Annotated in this window: 21 protein-coding genes and 1 pseudogene; 7 read left to right on the top strand and 15 right to left on the bottom strand. The window is 58.3% G+C overall.

Going from position 1 to position 22,371, the window contains the following annotated elements; all coding sequences use genetic code 11:
* Window positions 1-222: 222 nt before the first annotated feature.
* Window positions 223-1,029, bottom strand: coding sequence for an exodeoxyribonuclease III (locus G449_RS0104160; protein WP_022658053.1), 807 nt, complete (start codon window positions 1,027-1,029; stop codon window positions 223-225).
* A 164-nt stretch (window positions 1,030-1,193) separates the two neighbouring features.
* On the opposite strand from G449_RS0104160, the gene G449_RS0104155 reads away from it, so the two are divergent.
* Together G449_RS0104155 and hflX are read left to right on the top strand one after the other, a co-directional pair.
* Window positions 1,194-1,781 (top strand): IMP cyclohydrolase, encoded by a 588-nt coding sequence (locus G449_RS0104155; RefSeq protein WP_022658052.1) that lies wholly within the window; start codon window positions 1,194-1,196, stop codon window positions 1,779-1,781.
* A gap of 130 nt (window positions 1,782-1,911) precedes the next feature.
* Window positions 1,912-3,561 carry a GTPase HflX gene (hflX, locus tag G449_RS15915; RefSeq protein WP_022658051.1) on the top strand — a complete coding sequence of 550 codons (1,650 nt, stop codon included), beginning with the start codon at window positions 1,912-1,914 and terminating at the stop codon, window positions 3,559-3,561.
* Window positions 3,562-4,438: 877 nt separating this feature from the next.
* On the opposite strand, the gene G449_RS0104145 is transcribed toward hflX, so the two are convergent.
* Window positions 4,439-5,113, bottom strand: coding sequence for a hypothetical protein (locus tag G449_RS0104145; RefSeq protein WP_022658050.1), 675 nt, complete (start codon window positions 5,111-5,113; stop codon window positions 4,439-4,441).
* Between the two features lie 198 nt (window positions 5,114-5,311).
* Here G449_RS0104145 and rfbF point away from each other — a divergent pair, with 198 nt between their 5' ends.
* From rfbF to G449_RS0104125, 4 genes are all read left to right on the top strand, one after another.
* Entirely contained in the window at window positions 5,312-6,076 is a 765-nt protein-coding gene (rfbF, locus tag G449_RS0104140) for a glucose-1-phosphate cytidylyltransferase (RefSeq protein WP_022658049.1), read from the top strand.
* Between the two features lie 124 nt (window positions 6,077-6,200).
* Window positions 6,201-7,316, top strand: coding sequence for a CDP-glucose 4,6-dehydratase (gene rfbG, locus G449_RS0104135; protein ID WP_022658048.1), 1,116 nt, complete (start codon window positions 6,201-6,203; stop codon window positions 7,314-7,316).
* Window positions 7,316-7,813, top strand: a complete 498-nt coding sequence (locus G449_RS0104130; RefSeq protein ID WP_022658047.1) for a dTDP-4-dehydrorhamnose 3,5-epimerase family protein — start codon at window positions 7,316-7,318, stop codon at window positions 7,811-7,813. The genes rfbG and G449_RS0104130 overlap by 1 nt, the downstream gene beginning before the upstream one ends.
* 1 nt (window position 7,814) lies before the next feature.
* Entirely contained in the window at window positions 7,815-8,792 is a 978-nt protein-coding gene (locus G449_RS0104125) for a prenyltransferase (protein ID WP_022658046.1), read from the top strand.
* A gap of 155 nt (window positions 8,793-8,947) precedes the next feature.
* On the opposite strand, the gene G449_RS0104120 is transcribed toward G449_RS0104125, so the two are convergent.
* From G449_RS0104120 to G449_RS15900, 13 genes and pseudogenes are all read right to left on the bottom strand, one after another.
* Window positions 8,948-10,297, bottom strand: coding sequence for an alanine/glycine:cation symporter family protein (locus tag G449_RS0104120; RefSeq protein ID WP_022658045.1), 1,350 nt, complete (start codon window positions 10,295-10,297; stop codon window positions 8,948-8,950).
* Between the two features lie 442 nt (window positions 10,298-10,739).
* Window positions 10,740-11,657: a DMT family transporter gene (locus G449_RS0104115; protein ID WP_027180691.1), complete on the bottom strand. Its 918-nt coding sequence runs from the start codon at window positions 11,655-11,657 to the stop codon at window positions 10,740-10,742.
* Window positions 11,658-11,764: 107 nt separating this feature from the next.
* Complete coding sequence (locus tag G449_RS0104110; protein ID WP_022658043.1) at window positions 11,765-12,586, bottom strand: CatA-like O-acetyltransferase; 822 nt, start codon at window positions 12,584-12,586, stop codon at window positions 11,765-11,767.
* A gap of 39 nt (window positions 12,587-12,625) precedes the next feature.
* Window positions 12,626-13,540: a D-alanine--D-alanine ligase family protein gene (locus G449_RS0104105; protein WP_022658042.1), complete on the bottom strand. Its 915-nt coding sequence runs from the start codon at window positions 13,538-13,540 to the stop codon at window positions 12,626-12,628.
* A complete protein-coding gene (locus tag G449_RS0104100) occupies window positions 13,503-14,165 on the bottom strand; it encodes an HDIG domain-containing metalloprotein (protein ID WP_022658041.1) in 663 nt (220 codons plus the stop codon). Before G449_RS0104100 ends, G449_RS0104105 begins: the two co-directional genes overlap by 38 nt.
* A 209-nt stretch (window positions 14,166-14,374) precedes the next feature.
* Window positions 14,375-15,409, bottom strand: a complete 1,035-nt coding sequence (locus tag G449_RS18040; protein WP_245170836.1) for a lytic murein transglycosylase — start codon at window positions 15,407-15,409, stop codon at window positions 14,375-14,377.
* Window positions 15,410-15,788: 379 nt separating this feature from the next.
* The gene (locus G449_RS18715; RefSeq protein WP_342662199.1) at window positions 15,789-16,040 is read right to left on the bottom strand and encodes a S24/S26 family peptidase; all 252 of its coding nucleotides are present in this window, start codon (window positions 16,038-16,040) and stop codon (window positions 15,789-15,791) included.
* A 290-nt stretch (window positions 16,041-16,330) separates the two neighbouring features.
* Window positions 16,331-16,480 (bottom strand): annotated as a pseudogene (locus G449_RS18710) (helix-turn-helix domain-containing protein); the annotation flags it as partial.
* 33 nt (window positions 16,481-16,513) lie between these two features.
* Entirely contained in the window at window positions 16,514-17,362 is an 849-nt protein-coding gene (gene hflC / locus G449_RS0104085) for a protease modulator HflC (RefSeq protein WP_022658039.1), read from the bottom strand.
* Complete coding sequence (hflK, locus tag G449_RS0104080) at window positions 17,362-18,522, bottom strand: FtsH protease activity modulator HflK (RefSeq protein WP_022658038.1); 1,161 nt, start codon at window positions 18,520-18,522, stop codon at window positions 17,362-17,364. Before hflK ends, hflC begins: the two co-directional genes overlap by 1 nt.
* Before the next feature lie 481 nt (window positions 18,523-19,003).
* Window positions 19,004-19,261: a hypothetical protein gene (locus G449_RS0104075; RefSeq protein ID WP_022658037.1), complete on the bottom strand. Its 258-nt coding sequence runs from the start codon at window positions 19,259-19,261 to the stop codon at window positions 19,004-19,006.
* A 72-nt stretch (window positions 19,262-19,333) separates the two neighbouring features.
* Entirely contained in the window at window positions 19,334-19,912 is a 579-nt protein-coding gene (locus G449_RS0104070) for a tetratricopeptide repeat protein (RefSeq protein WP_022658036.1), read from the bottom strand.
* A complete protein-coding gene (locus G449_RS15900) occupies window positions 19,912-20,934 on the bottom strand; it encodes a glycosyltransferase family 2 protein (protein WP_022658035.1) in 1,023 nt (340 codons plus the stop codon). Before G449_RS15900 ends, G449_RS0104070 begins: the two co-directional genes overlap by 1 nt.
* Window positions 20,935-21,112: 178 nt before the next feature.
* Between G449_RS15900 and G449_RS0104060 the strand changes: the two genes are divergently transcribed.
* Window positions 21,113-22,195 carry a glycosyltransferase family protein gene (locus tag G449_RS0104060; RefSeq protein ID WP_022658034.1) on the top strand — a complete coding sequence of 361 codons (1,083 nt, stop codon included), beginning with the start codon at window positions 21,113-21,115 and terminating at the stop codon, window positions 22,193-22,195.
* Window positions 22,196-22,371 lie beyond the last annotated feature (176 nt).

Raw genomic sequence — 22,371 nt, 5'->3', positions numbered from 1 at the left:
ATTGGTCTAAAATCCGGCTATTTTGGCAATTTTGCATTTTATGGATAGCCGCTGAATCAGCACGCCCAGCCATACATAAGCAGTTTTTGATCGCTGCTCGTGGTTGTCGCATGCATTTACCCAGCACAGGATTGCCGCGCAGTAATGAGCAGGCATAAGGCAATAAAAATGCCGGGCTGGAACCGCTTGATTCCAGCCCGGCGGCATAAGTGACTTGCGGCCTTAAAATTCCAGGCACAGCCCCACAGGGCAGTGGTCTGAACCAAAGACGTCCGTTTCAATCCAGGCATCGCGCACAGCAGGCACAAGCTCCTGCGATACAAAGAAATAGTCGATACGCCAGCCCACGTTCTTTTCCCGCGCGCGGCTCTTGTACGACCACCAGGAATAACTGTCCGCCTTGTCGCCATGCACATGGCGGAAGGTGTCCACATAGCCCATGGCCGTAAAGCGATCCAGAAAGGCCCGCTCTTCGGGCAAAAAACCCGTATATTTTTCGTTCTGCTTGGGCCGCGCGAGGTCAATGGGCCTGTGAGCTATATTAAAATCCCCGCAAACCACGATAGGCTTGCTCTTGCGGCATTCTTCCGCATAGGCGAGAAAGGCGTCGAAAAAGCCCATTTTGTAAGGCACACGCTTGAAACGGCCCGTGGGCTTACCGTTGTCGTCCAGTTCTTCCGCGCCGCCGTTGGGAAAATAGCCATTGAAAAAGTGGAACTGCGGATACTCCAGATGCAGCAGACGGCCCTCGCCCTGAAATTCCGGCTGGGGCAGCTCCACGCTTACATTCAGCGAAGGTATCCGGCTGAATACCGCAACGCCGGAGTACCCCTTTTTTACCGTGCTCCACGACCAGTGCGATTCCCAGCCGTCAGGATCGCGCACATCTTCGCTCAACTGGTCGGGGTGGGCCTTGGTTTCCTGCAAGGCCACAACCTGCGCTTCGGTACGCGAAAACCATTCCCATTCGGGCTTGCCCGCCACGGCGCGCAGACCATTGACATTCCATGAAACAAGCTTGAGCTGCATACGTCCTCCTGCCGCAGCATAGCCTTGCCTTGTTTTGCGGGCAAGGGGCCTCAGGGATGGCTTTATCTGCAACGCATTGCCAGAACGGGCTTTTTGCGGTATCAAGAATGTGGGCGTATATACGCCGCCAAACCCTTTTCGGGACATTTTTCAAGGAGTCGCTTATGGATATTTTGCCAATTCGTCGCGCTATTCTGAGCGTTACGGACAAAAGCGGCCTTGTGGAGTTTGCCACGTTTCTTACCTCGCGGGGGGTGGAGCTTATCTCCACCGGCGGCACCCAGAAGGCCCTTGAGGCGGCCGGGCTGGCCGTTACCGCAGTAAGCACGGTAACAGGATTCCCAGAGATTCTGGGGGGCCGGGTCAAAACCCTGCACCCCAAGATTCATGCCGGCATTCTGGCCAACAAGGACGAGCCGCAGCACATGCAGACCCTGTCAGAAAAGGGCATCCGCCCCTTTGACCTTGTCTGCGTCAACCTTTACGACTTTGCGGGCGCGGTGGAACGCCACCTCTCGCTTGAGCAGGCCGTGGAGGAAATTGACATCGGCGGCCCCTGCATGCTGCGCGCTGCGGCCAAGAACTTCCACAGCATTCTGGTGTTGCCCTCCCCGCAGTGGTACACCGCCGCCATGGAAGAAATGGAAAAAGACACCACCGTGGGCCTTGAGTTCCGGCAGGTCATGGCCTCGCGCGCTTTTGAGGCAACCTCGCGCTATGACGCACTGATCACCTCGTATCTGCGTCCCTAGGCTTGTACACAGCCCACGCACCGCATCTGTTCACGCACCCGCAGCCCTGCCCCTTTTGAGGTACAGTGGTTGCGGGTGCGGTTTAACATTTTTTCGTTAGGAGCTTCCCATCCCAAAGCCAGAAGGTAACGTGCAAGGGCTCAAGCCGAGCCAGCTTGCAGCACTCACCCGTCTGTTCAACCGCCGTTTCCCGGCGGAAGAAGTCTACACCGTTGACCAGGCGCGGGAACTCTCCCTGCTTTCACGCGCCGTGGGGCGGCAACTGGGCCTGCTCATTGACCGCAAGGGCCGGGTGCAGATGGTTATTGTGGGCGAGGCGGGCAGCATCATGATTCCTGAACTGCCGCGCGGTCGCAGCGGGCAGGAACGCCTGCGCGGCCTGCGCCTGCTGCACACCCACCTTTCCCCCGGCGGCATCAGTCAGGAAGACCTGATGGACATGCTCTTTCTGCGGCTGGATGCCGTGGTGGCGCTCACAGTGAACCCGGTTGGCGACCCCGTGCAGTGGCAGGCGGCCCATCTTTTGCCCAATCCTTCGGGCGGCCAGCCCTATCACCTTGATACACCCCAGCCCTGGGACCGCACGGAATCACAGTTTGTGGCCACGGCGGAAGCCCTGGAAGAAGAGCTTGCCCGCAAGGCAGAGGACGCCCGCGAGGCGGACGATACCCCCCGCGCCATGCTGGTTTCTGTAGGCACGCAGCCGCGCATCATTCAGGAGCGCAATCTGGACGAACTGGCGGAACTGGCCCGCACCGCAGGGCTGACTGTAGCCGGGCGCATGGTGCAGCGCGTGGCGCAGATCAATCCGCGCCTCATCATGGGCAAGGGCAAGGTGGCAGAACTTGAAGTGCTGGCCCTGCAAGGCCGCGCAGGCATGATGGTTTTTGACGGCGAGCTTTCGCCCGCTCAGTTGCACAATCTGGCAGACATCACCGAGCGCAAGGTCATTGACCGCACCCAGCTTATTCTGGATATTTTTGCCCAGCACGCGGTGAGCCGCGCGGGCAAGCTCCAGGTGGAGCTGGCCCAGTTGCGCTATACCCAACCGCGCCTTGTGGGCAGAAACCGCGCCATGGACCGCCTCATGGGCGGCATTGGCGGGCGCGGCCCCGGCGAAACCAAGCTGGAGACCGACCGCCGCAAAATCCGCGAGCGCATGGCCCGCATCCGCAAAGAGCTTGACCAGTTGCGGCGGCAGCGCTCATTTACCCGCGCCCGGCGCTCACGGCAGGGCATCCCGCTGGCGGCCCTTGTGGGCTACACCAATGCGGGCAAGTCCACCCTGCTCAACACGCTTACCCGCTCGGAAGTGCTGGCCGAAAACAAACTCTTCGCCACGCTTGACCCCACCACCCGACGGCTGCGCTTCCCTGCGGAAAAAGAAATCATCATGGCCGACACCGTGGGCTTTATCCGCAATCTGCCCAAGGAGCTGATGGACGCCTTTCGCGCGACCCTTGAGGAGCTGGAAGCGGCGGATCTTTTGCTGCACGTTGCCGATGCCTCGCATCCTGACCTTTTGCAGCAGATGAGCGCTGTGGAAAGCATCCTTGCCGAAATGGAACTGGATCGCATGCCGAGGCTGATGATTCTGAACAAGTGGGATCAACTGGAAGCCCCGGCCCGCGCTGAGCTGGCGGATGCCTTCCCCGATGCATTGACGATTTCCGCAAAGAATGGCGAGGGCTGCAAGGCCTTGCTGGAGGAGCTGGAGCTTTTATTGCTGCGGCATCCTGCGAGTATGGTGGCGACTGATGCGCCGACAGTGCTGAATTAGGGGGCTGCCTGCGCGGCGGCGATTGATTATTTTTGCTGCCCTGCGGGCACTAAATTCCGCCCCCGGCGGGGTTTGGACGCCTGCGCGGCGTGTTTACGCCTAACCTGCCAGAAACTAATTCTTTTTGCTGCCCTGCGGGCACTGGGTTCCACCCTCCGGCGGTGTTTGGGACGCCTGCGCGGCGTGGGGCAAAGGGGGCCTGTTAGGGGCTACGCCCCTCCTCGGCCCCCTCTGCACTCCCCCCGGAACACCCCTTCAGGTTTTCAGCTTCCGCAAAACGGCGAGGGCAACGCGGCCATAGCTGCGGGAGCTTCCCTCGCTCGCTGCGCTCGCTCAGGGGATCTCCCTCCGCGCCGCGTTAATGCCAGAGTACACTTTTGCTTTGAATGCTATTCCGCTTCAGCCCAATACCATTGATGCAGTGTTGACTCTGGGAATGACTTTATACCCTTCTCGACAGCTCTGAGCTTTCAGCCTCACAAACTTGGAGAAAACCAAATTACAACACTAACATAACCAACAGATTCACTTCACCTGTGGTCATACCAATTACCATTCAGCCATGACCAGACAGATAAATTACGAGTCCAAGAAGTATCTCCTCCATCAGGAGATGGTTGTGGGGTTACCTTCCTTAAACTCGCCGGAGCAGAGCGGAGGCGATGGCTGGTGTTGGGCGAATTTGCAAAATACGCGTTTTGCGGCCTGAAAAGGAAACGCCGGGATTTTGAGCGCAGCGTACTCAAGTACGTGAGCATCAAAATCCCGGCGCTGACGCATTCAGGGTGCAAAAGTCGGGTTTGCGTAAATGCGCTCGACAGGCTCACCCCGCCGCCAAAACCCTCTTGCTTCTCCCCAATGCGCCCGCAAAATCACCCTAAATCTTCGTCACGCCATCCTTGTCAGCCCGATTCCCCGGCACAGGAGTCTTCTCCGGCGCTTCCTTGGGCGTGGGCGCAACCGGCGCAGGCTTTTCAGGAGCCGCCGGGGCCTTCTGCAACGCATATTCCCTAGCAGTGCTTTCCATCACGGCCTGCCCAACCACCAGCCACTTCTCGCCCACCTTGCGCAGGGCAAGCCAACTGGTCATGCGGGCGGGCGTGGTCACCTGCACAACGGCCGCATCGGCCCCAAGCTCGGTAATCTTGGCGGCCTTCAGGCTTTCAGGCACCCACGGGCAGTCAGGAGTGTCAGCCTTGCCGCACTGGGCCACCAGCTCGCCCGTGCTCACGCCGCGCATATACTGCTTTTGCAGGCGCGCCTGCATGTCCACCACGCTGCCCAGCAGGTCTTCCATACCGCCCAGCCCCAGCAAGCGCCCCATGGAATCCAGAGCGTTGAGCGCCTGATCTTCACGAGTCATATTTTTAATCTGGTTGGTTGCAAAGGGCTTCATGTCCAGTTGTGCCAGAAAGGCCGCGCCGTCATTTTTGTTCAGGGCGTCGGCCACATCATTCAGCGCCTTTTGCGGGCCGGAAGTAACGCAGGCCGCAACCAATGCGCCCATCAGCAGCACCAGCGGCAACAGCAAACCACGGCGAAACAACTTCATAACTACCTCTCTTGCGCACAAAAAAGTTTGGGTTTGAATGCGCTTTGCTTATTCTACGCCGTGCGGGCGCAAATGCAAAGAGCATCCCGGCGGCCCAAGCCCCCTTGCGGGGCTTTTTTTCCTCGCGCCCTTCTGCTACACATGGGCCACACGCCGCGAACGGAACAAGCCATGAAACGCGGCGGCAGGAGGCTTAGAATGAAAGTCATCATCATGTGCGGCGGCAAGGGTACTCGTCTGCGCGAAGAAACCTCGGTCAAACCCAAGCCCATGGTCGAGATCGGCGGACGGCCCGTGCTCTGGCACATCATGTCCATCTATGCGCGCTTTGGCTTCAAGGATTTTATCCTGCCCCTTGGTTACAAGGGCGAGGTCATCAAGCAGTATTTCCACGACTACAACATCCGCAATACGGATTTTACGGTTGACCTCAAGAGCGGCAACATCACCACCTATCCCAATCCCATTGAGGACTGGCGCGTAACCCTGTGCGACACCGGACAGGAAACGCAAAAGGGTGGCCGCCTCAAGCGCGTTGCCAAGCACATTGACACCGACCGCTTTATGGTTACTTACGGCGACGGCGTTGCCGATATCGACCTGAACAAGCTCATCGAATTCCACAAGCAGTCGGGCAGCATCGGCACCTTTACGGGTGTGCGCATGCCCTCGCGCTTTGGCACGGTGCGCACCGATGCCGACGGCAAGATTCTTTCATGGGAAGAAAAGCCCGTGCTGGACGAATTTATCAACTGCGGATTTTTCGTCTTCAAGCGCGAATTTCTTGACTACCTCACCGAGGACGAAGCCTGCGATCTGGAAAAAGAACCCTTGCAGCGGCTGGCGGCGGAGGGGCAGCTTTCCATGTATCCGCACCCCGGCCAGTGGCAGTGCATGGATACGCTGCGCGACTCCATCAAGCTCAACGAGATGTGGGACGCGGGCAAGGCCTTCTGGATCTAAACGGCGCTTCGCAACACTTAGTTAAAGCTTCGGCTGCGGCCTGCCCGTAGCCGAAGCGTGCTTCACAGGCTGCACATCCCCTTTCCGCGTCAGCCAACGCGCGAAAACCCAACGAGGAACCAACATGTTTGCCAACGCATATAAAGGACGCCGGGTCTTTGTAACCGGACACACGGGATTCAAAGGTTCATGGCTTGCGGCATGGCTGACCCAGATGGGCGCAGTGGTCGGCGGTTTTTCCGACTGCGTGCCCACCACTCCCTCACACTACGCCGCCATGGATCTTTGCGCGCACCTCGAGGCCGACGTGCGCGGCGACATCCGCGACCGCGAAAGCATGATCAAGGCCATGCGCCAGTTCCGCCCCGATGTGGTCTTCCACCTTGCGGCGCAGGCGCTGGTGCGCAAGTCGTATGACGACCCGGCCCTGACCTTTGAAGCCAACATGATGGGCACCCTCAACGTGCTTGAGGCTGTGCGCGCCTGCCCCGATGTGCAGGCCGTCATCATGATTACTTCCGATAAATGCTACCGCAACGATGAATGGGTCTGGGGCTACCGCGAAACCGACCACCTCGGCGGGCACGACCCCTACTCCGCCTCCAAGGGCTGCGCGGAGATCATCGCCCACTCCTATTTTGAAAGCTTTTTCAAGGATGGCCCAGCCTGCGCCACCGTGCGCGCCGGCAACGTGATTGGCGGCGGCGACTGGGCGCAGGATCGTATTGTGCCCGACTGCGCCCGCGCATGGGCCGCCGGGCAGCCTGTGCAGATCCGCAGTCCATGGGCCACGCGCCCCTGGCAGCTGGTGCTGGAGCCTCTTTCCGGCTATCTGTGGCTTGGAGCGCGCCTGCTGCTGGGCCTCAACGAGCCTTTCAACCTGCGCGGGCAGGCCTACAACTTCGGCCCTGCGGCAGACGTCAACAACACCGTCGCCGAAGTGGTGGATGCCCTTGCCCTGCACTGGCCCGGCTTTGCCAGCGAAATGGACAAGAATGGTCAGGCCGGCATGAAAGAATGCACCCTGCTCAAGCTCTGCTGCGATAAAGCACTGGCGCATCTGGGCTGGAAGGCCACCCTCACCTTTGAGGAAACCATCCGCTACACCGCCGAATGGTACCACTGCTTCTATCAGGGGCAGAACGGCAAACAGCCCCAGAACATGCTCGACTTCACCCTTGGGCAGATCGCGGCCTACGTCAACGCCGCCGAACAGCGCAATCAGGTGTGGGTAAAGTAATGAATACGGAAGAAATGGCTGCGCAGGATGTGGGCATTGCAGGCGCACTGCTGCACCCCCTGAAGGTCATTCCCACAGAAGGCGGGCCGGTGCTGCACATGCTGCGCCCCGGCTCGCCCCTGTTGCCAGACTTCAGCAAGGGCTTTGGCGAAATCTATTTTTCAGAGGTGCTGCCCGGCCACGTCAAGGCCTGGAAACGCCACACCCGCCAGACCCAGCACTTTGCCGTGCCTTCCGGCCTGCTGAAAATCGTGATGTATGACGACAGGCCAGATTCCGAGACGCGCGGCGTTTTGTGCGAACTGGCCCTTGGCAGACCGGAACACTACGGTCTGCTGCGCATCCCCGTGAATGTGTGGTACGGCTTTACAGCTATGGGTGACGCTCCGGCGCTCATCTGCAACTGTGCCGACATCCCCCACGATCCCACCGAAGGGCAGCGACTGCCCGCCGATGACCCTTCCATTCCCTACACATGGAGTGAAGGAGGCGTATAACATGCGCTGCGGCGATCTTTTGCGCGAGGCATGGGTTCCCCGCCCTGCCCTCGCGCCAAAGCTTACTTTCCGCCAACAGGCAAGGGCGTGGTGGCAGGCCTGCCGCCCGCCTTTTTTCATTACGGCGGCCATCCCGGTTACGCTGGCTCTGGCACTGACCTTTCGCCTGCAAGGAAGCATCCGGCCAGGGCAGTGGGCAACCTACACCCTGCTGCTGGCTGGCTGCTTTATGGGCCTGACCATTGCCAATCTGGCCAACGACCTCTTTGATCATATTCTTGGCGTGGACGGCGGCGACAACATCGGCGGCTCGCGCGTCATCCAGTCCGGCCTTATCAGCCCGCGCCAACTGTCCATTGTTCTGCTCCTGCTTACCCCGGCAACGCTTGCCGTGGGCGGCCTGCTGATTCTGGGGTTGCCCCCGGCCCTGCGGCCTGCACTCTGGGCATTGAGCGTGTTCGCGGTGGGTTCCGCCGTTTTTTATGTGGCGCCGCCCATCCGCTACGGGCACCGTGCCATGGGTGAAGTGTTTGTGTGCCTGAACATGGGCTTTATCATGGTGAGCGCCAGCGCCACTCTGCTGCTGGGCCGTTTTGAACCGTGCAGCCTTGCTCTGGCATTGCCCGTGGGCCTGATGGTGGGGGGGGTGCTGTACTACCAGAGCCTGCCGGAAATCGAAACCGATCTGGCGGCGGGCAAGCATACTCTTGCCAATACTCTGGGCAAGGCCGGGGCATTTTTGCTGTTCCGCCTGTGGTGGCCGCTGGTGTGGCTGTTGCTGTGCAATCTGTGGGCAGCGGGGCTTGCGGGTTGGCCGGTGGTGTTGTGTCTGGCGGGCCTGCCCTTCTATCTGGCAGCCTGCCGCCGCATCCGTCTTGCCGGGGATGGCGACTGGCTGCCGCTGGACGCTCACGGGCATCTGGTGCGCAAATGCTACCTCATCAGCGGCGCGGCCCTGATACTGGGCGTGCTGCTGTAAACGCGCACGGCTTTATTCAACTGAAAAAAGGGCATTCCTGCTTGCTGGGTTATACCAGCAATCGGGAATGCCCTCAAAAATGTATACAGACATGTTCAAGCCGGAGATTCTCCGGCTTTTTTTGCGCCTTCAGATCCCCCGTGAACAGCCTGGGGTCATTGAAAATACTTTTTTGTTTCCGCTATGACTATGGGGCTTAGCACCAACAGTGCCACAAGGTTGGGAAAGGCCATGCAGGCATTGGTGATATCGGCCATATACCAGATAGGCCTGATGGACAGATACGGGGCAACAGCTACGCACAAAATATACAGTATTTTGTAGCTCATTACGTATTTTACCCCGTCCGTCAGATACACAACGCACCGTTCACCGTAGTAATTCCAGCCAATGATTGTTGTAAAAGAAAAAAATACCAGTCCGATGGAAACTACATACATCCCCATGTCACCAGACATGCCAGCATTGAATGCGGCGTTGGAAAGGATACCGCCGTCAAGCGTTGAACTGTCCAGCAAACCAGAGGTGATAATAACCAGCCCCGTCATGGTGCAGATGACAATAGTCGTGAAGAAAACGCCGGTCATGGCAATCAGGCCTTGCCGCACGCCGGAATCAGACTTGGCTGCGGCCACCACAATGGGGGCGCTGCCAAGCCCGGCTTCGTTGGTATACACACCTCGGGCAATGCCGGTGCGCATGGCGGTCATTACAGAAACTATGACAGCGCCGGTAGCGCCGCCAGCTACGGCAGTCGGCTCAAAAGCAGACTTCACAACCAGGGCGAAAGCACCGGGAAGCGCCGCCGACTGGTTGAACAGCACATAGGCCGAAGCTGCAACGTAAAAGGCCGCCATCAGCGGCACAACAAATTCAGCCACGCTGGAAATGGACTTGATGCCGCCAAGAACAACGGCGGCGGTGGCAATTGTCACAACAGCGCCCACCAGTGAGATCGGCATATTAAAGGCATTGCTGACAGATTCCGTGATCGCATTGACCTGCGGGAAGGTGCCGCAGCCCATCAGGGCTGTCACCGCGCCAAAAAATGCAAACAGCTTGGCAAGCCATTTCCACTTACTGCCCATGCCCTGCTCAATGTAGTACATGGGGCCGCCAGCCACTTCGCCCTTTTCATCTATGGTGCGATATTTGATGGCCAACACGCCTTCAGCGTACTTTGTGGCCATGCCAAGAACAGCCGAAACCCACATCCAGAAGAGCGCGCCCGGCCCGCCCACACGCAGGGCGGTTGCCACGCCAACAATGCTGCCTGTGCCAATGGTTGCGGCCAGCGCCGTGCAGAGAGAAGCAAATGCGGAGACATCGCCCACACTGCCTTCCTCTTTTTCAAAAATATAGCGGATGGCTTTGGGGAGATGGATAAACTGAAGAAATCCCAACCGGAGAGTATAATAAAGCCCGGTAATCAGGAGAAGGATCATGGTTGGGGGGCCCCAGACAATTTCCTGAATTTGTTGCAGCACGCCAATAAGACTTTCCATATACACTCTAGTTTTCTTAAAATATTTGGTGAGTTGAAGAAAATTTGCAATAAGACGCCACATCCCGCGCACATGCCACCGCAAGGCATGTCCCGGCTATTACGAGCAGCATCTCACCACCATAGCAATGTATATCACCGCTATGAGAATAGGCCGGGCTGTTGTGATATGCGACTTTTTGTCATTCCGCAACTCCCGTTTTAATCTACTGCGATATCCACACTCAAACAGCCTGGCTTTACCCTGTCAGAATATTCACGCTTGACCAGCTTTAATTCCGCACCTTTTGGGGAAAATGCATATAGCGTCCACAATTCTCCAGCAAGTTGCATGCGTCATCTGCCGCATGCTGCAACAAAAAGTGGGAATACGGCGACCGTACCCCCACGCATAAGAAAGCTACCAGGCCTGTCAGTCAAAGAGGCGCGATAACGCCCTCCTGTCACTTGCTCAGTTGCTCCGCCTTTTTCATCAGGCTGAAATTGCGCATTTCAGAAATGCCCAATCCAACCAGCGTCAGGGCTGTTCCGAGCGCAGCCATCCCGGTAATCTGCTCATGCAGCACCAGAACCGCAGTAATCACCGTGACAACGGGAATAAGGTAGATATACACGCAGCTTTTGACAGCACCAAGCCGCTGTATGGCAAACGTCCAGGCCACAAAACACAGGGCGGACGCCCCAAGCCCCAGAAACAGCAGGTTGATGCTGTTGACCGGATTTTCCAGCCGCTCCAGCCCCAGATGGAATTCCATGAACGGCAGGCAAGGCAGCATGAACAACAGGCCATAGAAAAAACAGCGCCTTGTGACCAGCAGGCTGTTATAGCCAAAGGCCATGAGCTTGCGCGTCAAAATTGAATACCCGGCCCAGGAAAGCCCGGCCAGCACGGCAAGTATGTCCCCCAGGGGATTGAGACGCAGTTGCGTGCTGCCGCTAAAGCTGATGAGGCCGATGCCTAGCATGGCAGCCACAAAGCCCAAAAAGAAATTCAGCCCCGGACGCTCGGCCCGCAGCAGCCAGAAGGCCAGCAAACCCGCAAAAAAGGGCGATATGGCAACAATCACGCCTACATTTGAAGCAAACGTGTAGGTAAGAGCAATATTTTCAAGCAGAAAATACAATGTCACACCGCACAACCCGGCAAGGGCGAACAGCACTTCCTGCCGTTTGTCCGTAATGCGCAGCAAGCGCGGGCAGGCAATCCACAAGGCCGCATAACCCAGCAAAAAACGGAAAAAAAGAATTTCCACGGGCGTAAAAGCCCGCAACAGAACCTTTGTGGAAATAAATGTAGTGCCCCACACAATAATGCAGAACAGCGCCGCCAAATGCCCTGTCAGAGTTTTGCTGTGCGTCATGAACCCAACCGGATAAAAAAGTGGTTTATCACTGAGCCAGAGGCGGCTGGTGACAAAAATTCCGCAAAGGGGCTGGCCCAAAGCGGAGTCGTGGCAGTGCCAGCCGCTCAGCGCAGCCAGAGCCTGGCCGCGTTCGCGAGCTGTTGCACGCGGCAAAACAGCCACGAGGTGTGATACCCGTCAGCCACGGCATGGTGTACGCAGACAGACAGCGGCAGCAGCGTTCTGCCGCTCTGCTCATAGTGTTTGCCTGAGCGCAGCAGAGGAAAAAGCATGCGGGATTCGGCGTACGTATCCTGTGCAAAAGAAGTAAATGAAAGCCAGGGCAACGAGGATATGGAACAAAAGTTGCCGGGTTTGTCCGGGCGTGCCGTTACCCCGGTTGCGCCGCCATAACGTGCCATGTCTTCAAGCACGCGGGAATAAAATGTGGAAAAATCCGCAGTCCATTCGCTCCATACATCAGAAAAGCTGCAATCGCTCTGATGAAACAGCGTATAAACCGGGTTGCAGAACGTCCACCAGCCAAGATTGCCCTCCGCGTCCATCGACAGGCGAAAGGTACGGCTCACGTCCTTGCCCGGCCAGCCGCCTTCCGGCAATGGCAAAGGCATCTGCACGCTGCACCGGCTGTGTTCGTCCTTCGCCGCCGGTGTGTCGGAGCAGTTCTCTGCTGGCGTCGGCTCTCCGTTGACAGCGGCCATGAGCAGATAAAGCAGGCAGGGAAAAAACCTGCGTCCCTCGCGCGCCTGCATCAAGCCGGTTATGTCCACCTGCGCCGTAATGGAATAGCGGCACTTTATTTTATTGAAATAGTAGTCAAAGTACTGGCGTCTTGGCCATGTGCCCAAATCAATGGGCACAAAACGCGCATGGCGTTTATGCAGCTGGTCACCCAAACCGGCTGGATGGGACAACGCTTCAGACATTGAAACTCCCTTGCCCTCCGACATCGGCAATCCAGGCTGTCAGCCGCGAGCCTGCCCGGCCATGCCCAGTTCTATAAGCCGCTCAAGCAGCTGGCCGAAATCCAACCCGACAGTACGGGCCTCGCGCGGCACAAGGCTGGTGGCCGTCATGCCCGGCAGGGTGTTTACCTCAAGAATGGTCAGGCTGTCGTCCGGGCCAAGAATAAAATCGGCCCGGCTGTAGCCGCTCAGGCCAAGAGCCTTGTGGGCCGCAAGAGCAAGCTCCTGCACGCGGGCGGTCAGCGCTTCGCTGATGGGCGCGGGGCATATCTCGCGCGCTCCGTCCTTGGCGTACTTGCTTTCATAGTCAAAAAAATCGCCAGCCACAGGCTCAATAAGAATGGGCGGCAGGGCTTCCTCGCCCAGAATGCCGCAGGTCACTTCCCGCCCTGCGAGCACAGGTTCCATGATGACCTCGTCGCCAGCGGCAAAAATGGATGCCAGCACTGCGTCAAGCTCGGCCCGGTTGCTGGCGCGGCCCATGCGCAGCGAAGACCCGCCCGTATTGCTTTTGACAAAGAGCGGATAGAGCAAGCGCGGCTGCCAGCCTGCCTCGGGGGCGCAAGGCAAAAATTCCCAGTCTGCCGTGGGCAGGCCCGCCTGCCGAAATATCTGCTTGGCAGCACTTTTGTTGAGCGCCAGAAAAGAACCCGCAGGGCCGGAACCCTGGTATGGGCAGCCCACCCGCTCAAGCATGGCCTGCACAAGGCCATCCTCGCCGGGCGCGCCGTGCAGGTTGATGAGGGCAAAATCGTGCGCGGCTGCAGTCTCAAGCAGGCAGTCAAAGCCTGAAAGCAGGTCAAAAAACGTTACCGAATGGCCGCGTTGCGCAAGCGCCTCCTGCATGGCGCGCGCGCCGTTGAGCGAAACTTCGCGCTCAGTGGACCACCCGCCCGCAATCAAAAGAATTTTCATGTAAGGCCCATCCCAGCTGCGCCTCAAGGGCGCTTTCAATATTTTTTCCCTGTCTGTAGGCAACGCCAATGCCCTCGCGCGCAGCCTCTGTACGGCCATAGCGCTCAAGCAGGTCTTCATAGCGTTCTTCAAGCGTTACGCAGGCATCGTGCCTGATGCGCTTGTCGGCATAGATCACAAAAAAAGGCAGCGAACAGATTCCCGGCCCCTGGGGCAAGGCCCACGGCCACCACACGTGCATCATCACGCCCTGCGCAATGGCATAGTTACCCGTTTCAGCCACGGTCCAGGCTGCGCCTACCTGCGCATGGCTGCCGCCATGCTTAACGCAGTAGGTCTTGGCAATGTCGTGCAAAAGGCCGCCAGCGCGAACCTCGGGAACGCACACGGCAAAGCCCCTGTCTGCCGCCCGCTGGGCCAGCATGGCTGCCACATGCGCCACCAGCAAAGAATGCCGCCGAATGTTCGGCAGCATGCCGTATTTGTCCCACAGGGCCAGGCATGCGGCTTCACTGGGTACGGGTCGCAGAGCGCCCGCGCTGCAAAGCGATGGCAAGGGAGGCAGGTCGGCCAGAGGCCGGTTGCTTTCTTTCAGCGGGGGCTGCGCGCCGTAATTGGTGTTCATCCTCAAAGTATGCCACCGCAATAAAGGGATGGCAAGATTGCCCCTGATGGCCTTCAGTCAGCGGCAGATACAACCCGGATTCCATCCATGGCTTTCCGGCACAGAGCACTGCCGATCATTCATGCCTGACCGCGCGTGTTTTGCCCGCGCAAACAAAAACATCCCGCTGACCAAGGGACAGCGGGATGTTGTATGAATAATTAAAACCGTCAGTTTGCGGGCTTAGCCGGCTTGGGGGCCTTGCTCGCCGGTTTGGCCGCAGCAGGTTTGGCAGCCTTGGCCGGAACGGCCTTACCGGTTTTTGCCGGAGCAGGCTTGCCCGTTGTGGCCGGGGCGGGCTTGGCCGATGTCTCTGGCGAAGGCGCGCCGTTGATCATGTCTGACAGGGCCAGAATGGTGTTGGCATAGATAGCGGCATGATTGTAGGCCATGAGTATCTGATGCTGCCTTGTGCGCGGCAGGCCGGGCTTCCAGCCATGCTTGCCCAGATAGTTGGAAAGACTTGCCACAGCATCGGGGATGGTGAACAGGTCAACCTTGCCGTCGCCATCGCCGTCCGCGCCGTACGTGGCAATATTGGAGGGCATGAACTGGCACAGGCCTACCGCTCCGTAGATGGAACTCGGCAGGTGGTGCGGATCGAGATTATCGCGCAGCATATGCTCCACCAGGGCCTTGACTTCCTTGTAGGCCCAATCCGCCCGTTTGGGCATGATGTCGGCAAACCAGTCGAGATGCTCCTGATAGCCGGGCATGCGCGGCAGCCAGTCAGGGATATCAGAGGGCTGACGCGTTACCGACATGCTGGCAAGCGTATAAAAGGCGTTTTCCGGCACGTCAGCCAGCACCTTGCCAAGGCGGGTTTCCACAAACAGCAGTGATACAGCTATGGATGAAGGCACGCCAAAACGTGCCTCGGCCTGATTAAAGGCGCGCTTGTTCTGCGCCACAAACTGCCGGCACAACTGCACATTGGCATCGGTCAGCACACCCTTGTAATACAGGGCCGCAGGCGCGGTGGAAGGCGGCTTGGGGAAAAATTTGCGGTTATACAGCTCACGCATTTTTCTGCCCATGGGCGACTGCGTGGGCGTGGCGCTGAGCGTAGCCAGCAGGGCGTCCACCCGTGGGCCAGAAAGCCCGTCAGCTGCAAGCCGATCAGCCAGGGGCCGCCATGCGGGAGCTATGGCAGCGGAGCCTGCCGCGGGTTGCGGCTGGCTTTGCTGATATGACGGGGTATACACTGGCCCAGGCGTGGACGCATATGTTGGAGCTGGAGCGGCATAGCCTGGAGCCTGGCTTTGCGGCTCGCCATAGCTTGGGGCCGCCGTAGTGCCCGCACTGTTGCTGCCGCCCGCATATCCGCCGGAATAATTGGGGGTCGCATAGCCCTGCCCCGTATTTGGCGAAGCGGCGGGGGGTGCCCCAGTCGTGCTGCAGGAAGGCTGGCTTGCAGCAGGAGAGGACGGCAAATCATACGATGTAATACCGTCCCCACCGCGTGAGGCCGCTGTCTGTGCGCCGCTACAGGCGCACAACAGCAGACAGCCCGCAAGACCACAGACCGACCAGGCTCTTCGGCAAAACGAATGAACGGCAAAAGCCGGTTGCAGCATCATTTTTCTACACTTCCTGCAACACCCACGCCACGCGGCCAAGCATGCGCTTGGCAAGCAGGCCCGCAGCCAACTGGGTTTCGGGGAAGCTTGCAGCCTCGGAGCGCAGCACATAGCCATCCTGGGTGCTGTTCAAAAACACCCTGCGCAGCACAACGCCCTCATTGGGAGCAAAAATGGCATAGATGCGGCCAGACACCACATCCGTATCCATTGTATCCACACCCACATGCGCCCCTTCCGAGATAAGGGGGGCCATGTTGGCGCCGCGCACCCGCAGCACCTGAAGGCCGTCACGGGTGAGTGAAAGCGGCAGCGATATCTTGCCCGCCAGAGCCAGGGCAGGACGGGGGCATCATCAGTATAGACGCACTTGGCGTCGTACACGGAATGGATGCCGCCACGGGCCATGGCATCGCCATAGTGGGCAGCTGTCTCGGCAAGTGAGGCCGGTGCGTCTTCAGGCACATAGCCCTGCTCGGTGCGCAAGTACATGGGGCCTACACCCTGCTTGAGCCAGTCAGGGTTCAACCCAAACTTCTCGAAAAGCTTCATGAACCAGTCACCGGGCACGGAATTGCGCCGTTTCGCATCGGAAATACTGGACTGGCGGATGTCCAGAACCTCGGCCAGCTCAACCTGTGTACGGCTGTTGGTGGCCAACTTGATGCGTTCATATATCTCTGCAAAACCGGGCATAACTCTTTGACTCCTGGCGTGGAAAACCACGCATCAATGTTGCTGATTGAGCAGTGGCGTTTCGTTGGAAAGCACCAGCTTGCTGTTCTCTTTTAGTGATTTACGCATGGCGTCAAGCCAGCGTTGGTACGCATAGAACTGAGGGGCCTTGTTATAGGCCTGGGCGTAAACCGCAGCAGCCGTGGCATCGCCCTGTCCTCGTTCTATCTGCGCGGCGCGCGCCGCCTCTGCCACAATGACCGCGCGCTGGCGGTCGGCATCGGAACGAATACGCGTCGACTCCTCTTCACCTTCCGAACGGTACTGCTTTGCCTGCCGTTCACGTTCGGCCCGCATGCGTCCAAAAATCGCACGCTGGTTTTCAGGTGGCAGGTCTGTACGCTTGATGCGCACATCCAGCACCTCGACTCCGTAGCCATGCATGAGGTCGGAAACCTTGTTGGTCACTTCCTTCATGATGGCCGCCCTGTGGGAGGACACGACCTCTGTAAGGGTGTACGCACCCACAAGTGCCCGCAGTTGTGAATAGACGACATCGTCCAACCGCGCCTGCGCACCGGGAATGGAACGCATGGTACGGTAAAACTGCAGGGGATCAATGATCTTCCAGCGCGCATAGTTATCAAGAACAATGGCCTTTTTATCTACGGTAAAGGCCTCTCGGGAGCGCGCTTCATAGTCCAGAACCCGGGCATCGAAATAGACCACGTTCTGGATAAAAGGAATTTTAAAATGCAGACCAGGCCCGTACACGCGCGAAAGTGGTTCGCCCAGCTGCAAAACCAGCGCCTTCTGGGTCTGGTGAACGGTAAAGAATCCCTGGGTAACAACGACAAGCAGTACCAGAGCAACAATAATCAGCACCAGAGGATTTTTACTCATTATTTCTTCTCCAGCGTCTTGGGCGAAGCAGGAGCGCCGAGACCAGGCAAGGTGAGATAGGGCAGCGCGCGGCCAGCAGCCGGATTGTCCATAAGCACCTTTTCGTTCGCGTTGGAAAGGATGTCTTCTACGGCTTCAAAATAGAGACGCTGTTCCGTGACCTTGGGGGCCTTGTCGTGCTCGATGCGCAGGGCGTCAAAGCGGGAGGCATCGCCCTCGGCGTTGCGCACGCGCGTTGCACTGTAGGCAGCGGCCTCGTTGCCCATTGCGGCAGCCTGGCCCCTGGCCTTGGGCAGCAACTCGTTGCGGTAGGCCTCGGCCTCGTTGATAATGCGGCTTTTGTCCTCACGGGCGCTAGCCACATCTTTGAACGCGTCAATAACTTCGTGCGGGGGGTGCACATCCTGCAACTGCACGGCCAGCACCTGTATGCCTGCGCCATAACGGTCAAGCACGGTTTGCAGCAACTGGGTGGCTTCGCTCTGAATTTTCAGCTTGCCATCGGTAATGGCAGAGTCGATCTGGCTGTTGCCGATGACCTCGCGCATGGCCGCCTCTGCGGCATTGCGCACCAGCGCTGCGGGCGCGGTAACGTTAAAAAGGTAGTCCACAGGGTCGCTGATCTTGTATTGCACACTGAACTGCACGTTGACGATGTTTTCATCGCCCGTGAGCATGGAGGCTTCCTCCGGAATAGTGCGCAACTGCCCCTGCTGGAAGGTGGCCGCCTGCCCAACGGAGCGGAAGCCCACCTCGCTGCGCAAAACCTGCGTCACCTGCGGCTTGTATACTGATTCAAATGGGACAGGCCACGCGTAGTGCGGGCCGGGCCCTTCGGTACGGTCATACATGCCAAAGCGCAGAACAACGCCCTGTTCATCGGGATTAACAATATAAATACCCGAAAGAAGCCACAGAACCACAATGGCAAAACCCACAAGGCCAGCCGCCCTCCCGTTGGGAAAACGCATTCGGGCTATCTTGGAAAAAGGGTTTTCACCACCGGGGCCACGGCCATTGTTAAAAGGGGTGCGCCTGGCACGAGGGGTTTCTTCCTCCTGCCCCATATCGTCAGAATCCAGATCCTGAGGAGGTCGGGGCGGAGGGTTAGAACCCTGCTTCTGTCTTTTTTCCTGAAGTTTGTCCCAGTCCCAATTCATAACGCAAACGTGTCCTTTAAAGAATGCGTGATGTTATTGCCGAACAAAAAGTATCGGTCAGTAACTCACTAATATTATGGAGAAATGAGGAAGTTAAACATGGCACTACAGTGATGAGAACAATAAGGCTTTTCATCCATTCTAATCGGGCAGCTTGTACAATGTAGGCACATTCTGAAACAAAGTCAATATAACATGGCAAATTACTATGTTTTAAAAGTAATACGTTAAAAATTACAGCTAATTGCAATTTAAAACAAAGGGAAGAACCGTTCCCGATTAATGATCTTCAGATACGGTTAGAAAAAACGGACCAGAAATACACTTCTGCATCTCCTTTTTAGAACTACGCGCGACACGTCAGCCCTCCAGCAGAAAGACCGCTGAAAGGACAAGATCAAAAAAGGTGATCAACTATACATAAAAAAAGGGTAGCCCGCTACTGGTGTGAGGCAATCCAACTTTTCAAAATAAAAACAGCCTAATAGGCCAGGGAAACAGCCGCAGATTTATCCGCGTTCACGCTGGGGCTGCGCAGGGTGGTTCCCGCCAGCGGCACAACCCGCACGGAATTAACCACGTCCGCCCGCACATCAAAACCTGGGGTATAGGCAAACTGGCCGCTTTCTCCCATGCTTTCGCCGCGCCAAAGGGTAACGGCAAAGAACAGTGCGCAGCCAAAAAGCGCCGCGCTCAATGCCATATAGGGAACTGACCTTACGCGATTGTGACCGTTCATGACGACTCCCTGCGGCAGCTTTTGCCGCCGCCAAGTTTTCGTCAGAACGATGCAAAAAATACGCCGAAAGTTTTACTGACGCAGGCGGGTGCACTCCTCCACAATGCCCGTCAGTTCCGCATCGTCCGGCAGTTCCTTGAGGCCGGCCCTCGCATGCCCGATGGCGCGCACATATTCGCCCGCATCCATCATGGCCCGGGCCATCATGCCAAAGATGGCCTTTTCGTCCTTGTAGTGTTTGAGGGCCTCGGCAAAACATGCATCAGCCTCTGACGGCTTACCCTCTGCCAGAAACTTTTTGCCGTCGCTGAAGCCGTGGTCAAGATTCAGCTTGCGCTGCAAGGCCGTCTGATATTCCTCTTCCTTTTCCTGTCCCTTAAGGGAGCGGTAAAGCTGCGAAAGAAGCTGGAGCAGATCTTTTTCCGCACCGGGAGTATAGGCAAAGGCTGGCGCGCCAGCGGCTTTCAGCTCCGGATCAACAGCCAGATCCGCCACTGCGGCCCGAAAATCGCCGCGCAGATCGAGCGGAGCGCTCTGGCCGCCCAGCTCCTTGAGGGCCGACATGGTTAGAAAGAGCGCCCGTTCCGTATCGCGGCGCGCGCAACAGGCCTTGGCGCGGCCCAGGTCTTCTCTGACTTTACGTGCGTTCATCACAGCCCCTTATCAATTTTTGTTGCCTGCGCGTGTTTTTCAAGCACCTGCCGCATGGCGTCCGCCGTAGGCGCATCCAGCTTGTAGGACATGACATAATCCCGAAAACGGGCGTTCAGCCCTGCGGCCACCTGCGCAAGATCACGCTGAAATTCCTTGTATTCCTTACGCTCGGTCAGCCGCACCCGGCCCTGCCCGTCCACATCGTCTACAGCATAGCGTCGTAGTGGCGCAAGAGAGCGCAGGCCGGAAAGGTAGAGAATTTTATTCATGAACAGTTTGCCCATGCACAGGTTATCCCTGACCACCAGCTCGCGGTGCAGTCTGCGCTTGTCTATGCCTCGCGCGGCATAGGTTTCGCGCGCGTCATCGTCTTCCCTGATATTTTCAAAATACTCGGGCCCCAGGTAATAGTACTGCGGCAGGCCCGCCGCCTGCATGCGCAGGCCGTAATCACCGTCTTCTCCGCCGTAGAGGCCGTATTCCTCATTCCAGAAACCCAGTTTTTCAGAAACAGCCTGCGGCACAAGCACGGCCTGACCGGGCAGGTTGCCCACGCACAGCCCAAGCTCGCCGTGCGGGGTTTGCAGGCTGCCGGGAGTTTTTCGCAGCATTTCGCGGTTAAACGCGCCGCCAAGATTGGAGAGCGGCTGCCCGTGGTTCCACAGGGCCAGCAGGTCGCGCAGCCAGTGCTTGCGCACAATGGCGGTATCATTATCCAGCTTCATGTACAGCGGCGCGGGCACAAGCTGCCAGCCCACATTGGCCGCGCAGGCCACGCCCATATTGCGCGGCAGCAAAAAAAGATGGTCGACCAAGCCCTCTGCCCGCAAGGCCAGCAGTTTTTTTACAAGCTCCGGCTCGCTGCCATTGTCCACAACCGTGATATGGAACGGCACCTCGCGCGAGGTGGCTGCCAGGGCGCGGATGGCGCGCTCCGTGGCCGCAGGCCTGTTAAAAACCGGGATGGTCACGTTGCAGAGCGGCCCCTGCGGGCTCGCCCCGGTGCTGGGCTCGTGCATGTATGCTCCGCTGGCGCTGCTGCGCCCCGCAATCAGATGTGACAGACAGCAATGAATACGTGATGGTAGATAACAGGCCCCTGTGCGTCAAGACGGGTAATTGACGCTACTGCCGTGCATTGGTAGGCTTGCCGCCGCAAACCCGCCGCCTATTCAGCGGCAGGGATAAAGGAGAACCATGGCGCGCGTACTTTACGGCATTCACGGCACAGGCCACGGGCACGCCATGCGCGGCCTGACCATAGCCCGCCGCCTTTCACGGCACGAATTTCTTTTTGTGGCGGACGACGACGCCCCGAAAATTCTTGAGCCGGAATTTCCCGTGCGCCGCCTTCCCAACCTGGGCACGGTGTTCAAGGACTACAAGGTGGACATGGCCGCCACCATCAGCCGCGCCCTGCCCCTGCTGTGGCACAGGCAGCGTTATATTGATCAGGTTTCGCGCCTCATTGATGAATTCCAGCCCGATGTCTGCATGACAGATCTGGAATACTTTGTGCCGCGCGCCGCCGAAAAGGCCGAGCTGCCCTGTCTGACCCTCGACCATCAGCACATCATCACCTGCTGCCAGCACAACCTGCCGCCCAACATGTGGTGGGATACCTTTGTGCAGGGCCTCACCCCGCGCTATCTCTTCCGCCCCACGGCGGAAAACCTCATCATATCATTCTACTCGCCGCCCGTGCTGCCGCAGTACAAGGCGCGCGTGGCCCCGCCCATCCTGCGCGACAGCGTGCTTGCGCTCAATCCGCGCGATGACGGCCATGTGCTCGTATACCAGAGCAATTCCACCCATCGCAAACTGGTGGACTTTCTGCGCGCCGCCACGCGCAAGACCTGCTACGTCTTCGGCTATGATCGCACCGAAGGGCAGGAGGACAACGTCATCTTCATGCGCAAGAGCGAAGAAGGCTTTCTACGGCTGCTGGAGGGCTGCTCCTACGTTATCCAGGGCGGCGGGCATACCCTTATGGGCGAGGCCCTGCACCTGGGCAAACCCATACTCACTTTGCCCCTCAAGGCCATGGTGGAACAGCGCTTCAACGCGCTCTACATCGAGCGCCTGAACTACGGCATGCAGGCCGACATGCTCACGCTGGAGCCGGAGCTGCTGCAACGCTTTGAGGCAAACCTGCCTGCCTACAAGGCGGCCATAGCCGCAGGGTGCTTTTGCGGCAATGAAACCGTTTTCGGCCTTGTGGATCACTTTATCCGCAACGGCTCCCTGCCAGTGCACGGCAACCCCGCAGTGCAGGAATAGAAACGGCAATCCGCTTTTTCAGCGCGACTCCAGGGCCAGACCTCCAGCAGAGCGGTGGTCTGGCTTTTTTTCTGCCCTCCTCCCCTCTGCTCCCTCTGTTTTTCCATCCACCTGTACTTGCAGCACAAATTTTCTGGCGCACTGTTGTAACTGCACTGCCATGTCTGAAGCAATGG

The sequence above is a fragment of the Desulfovibrio desulfuricans DSM 642 genome, from assembly GCF_000420465.1.
Taxonomy (GTDB): Bacteria; Desulfobacterota; Desulfovibrionia; order Desulfovibrionales; family Desulfovibrionaceae; genus Desulfovibrio; species Desulfovibrio desulfuricans.
Note: the sequence above shows the minus strand (reverse complement) of the source record. Positions and strands in the feature narration are given on the sequence as shown.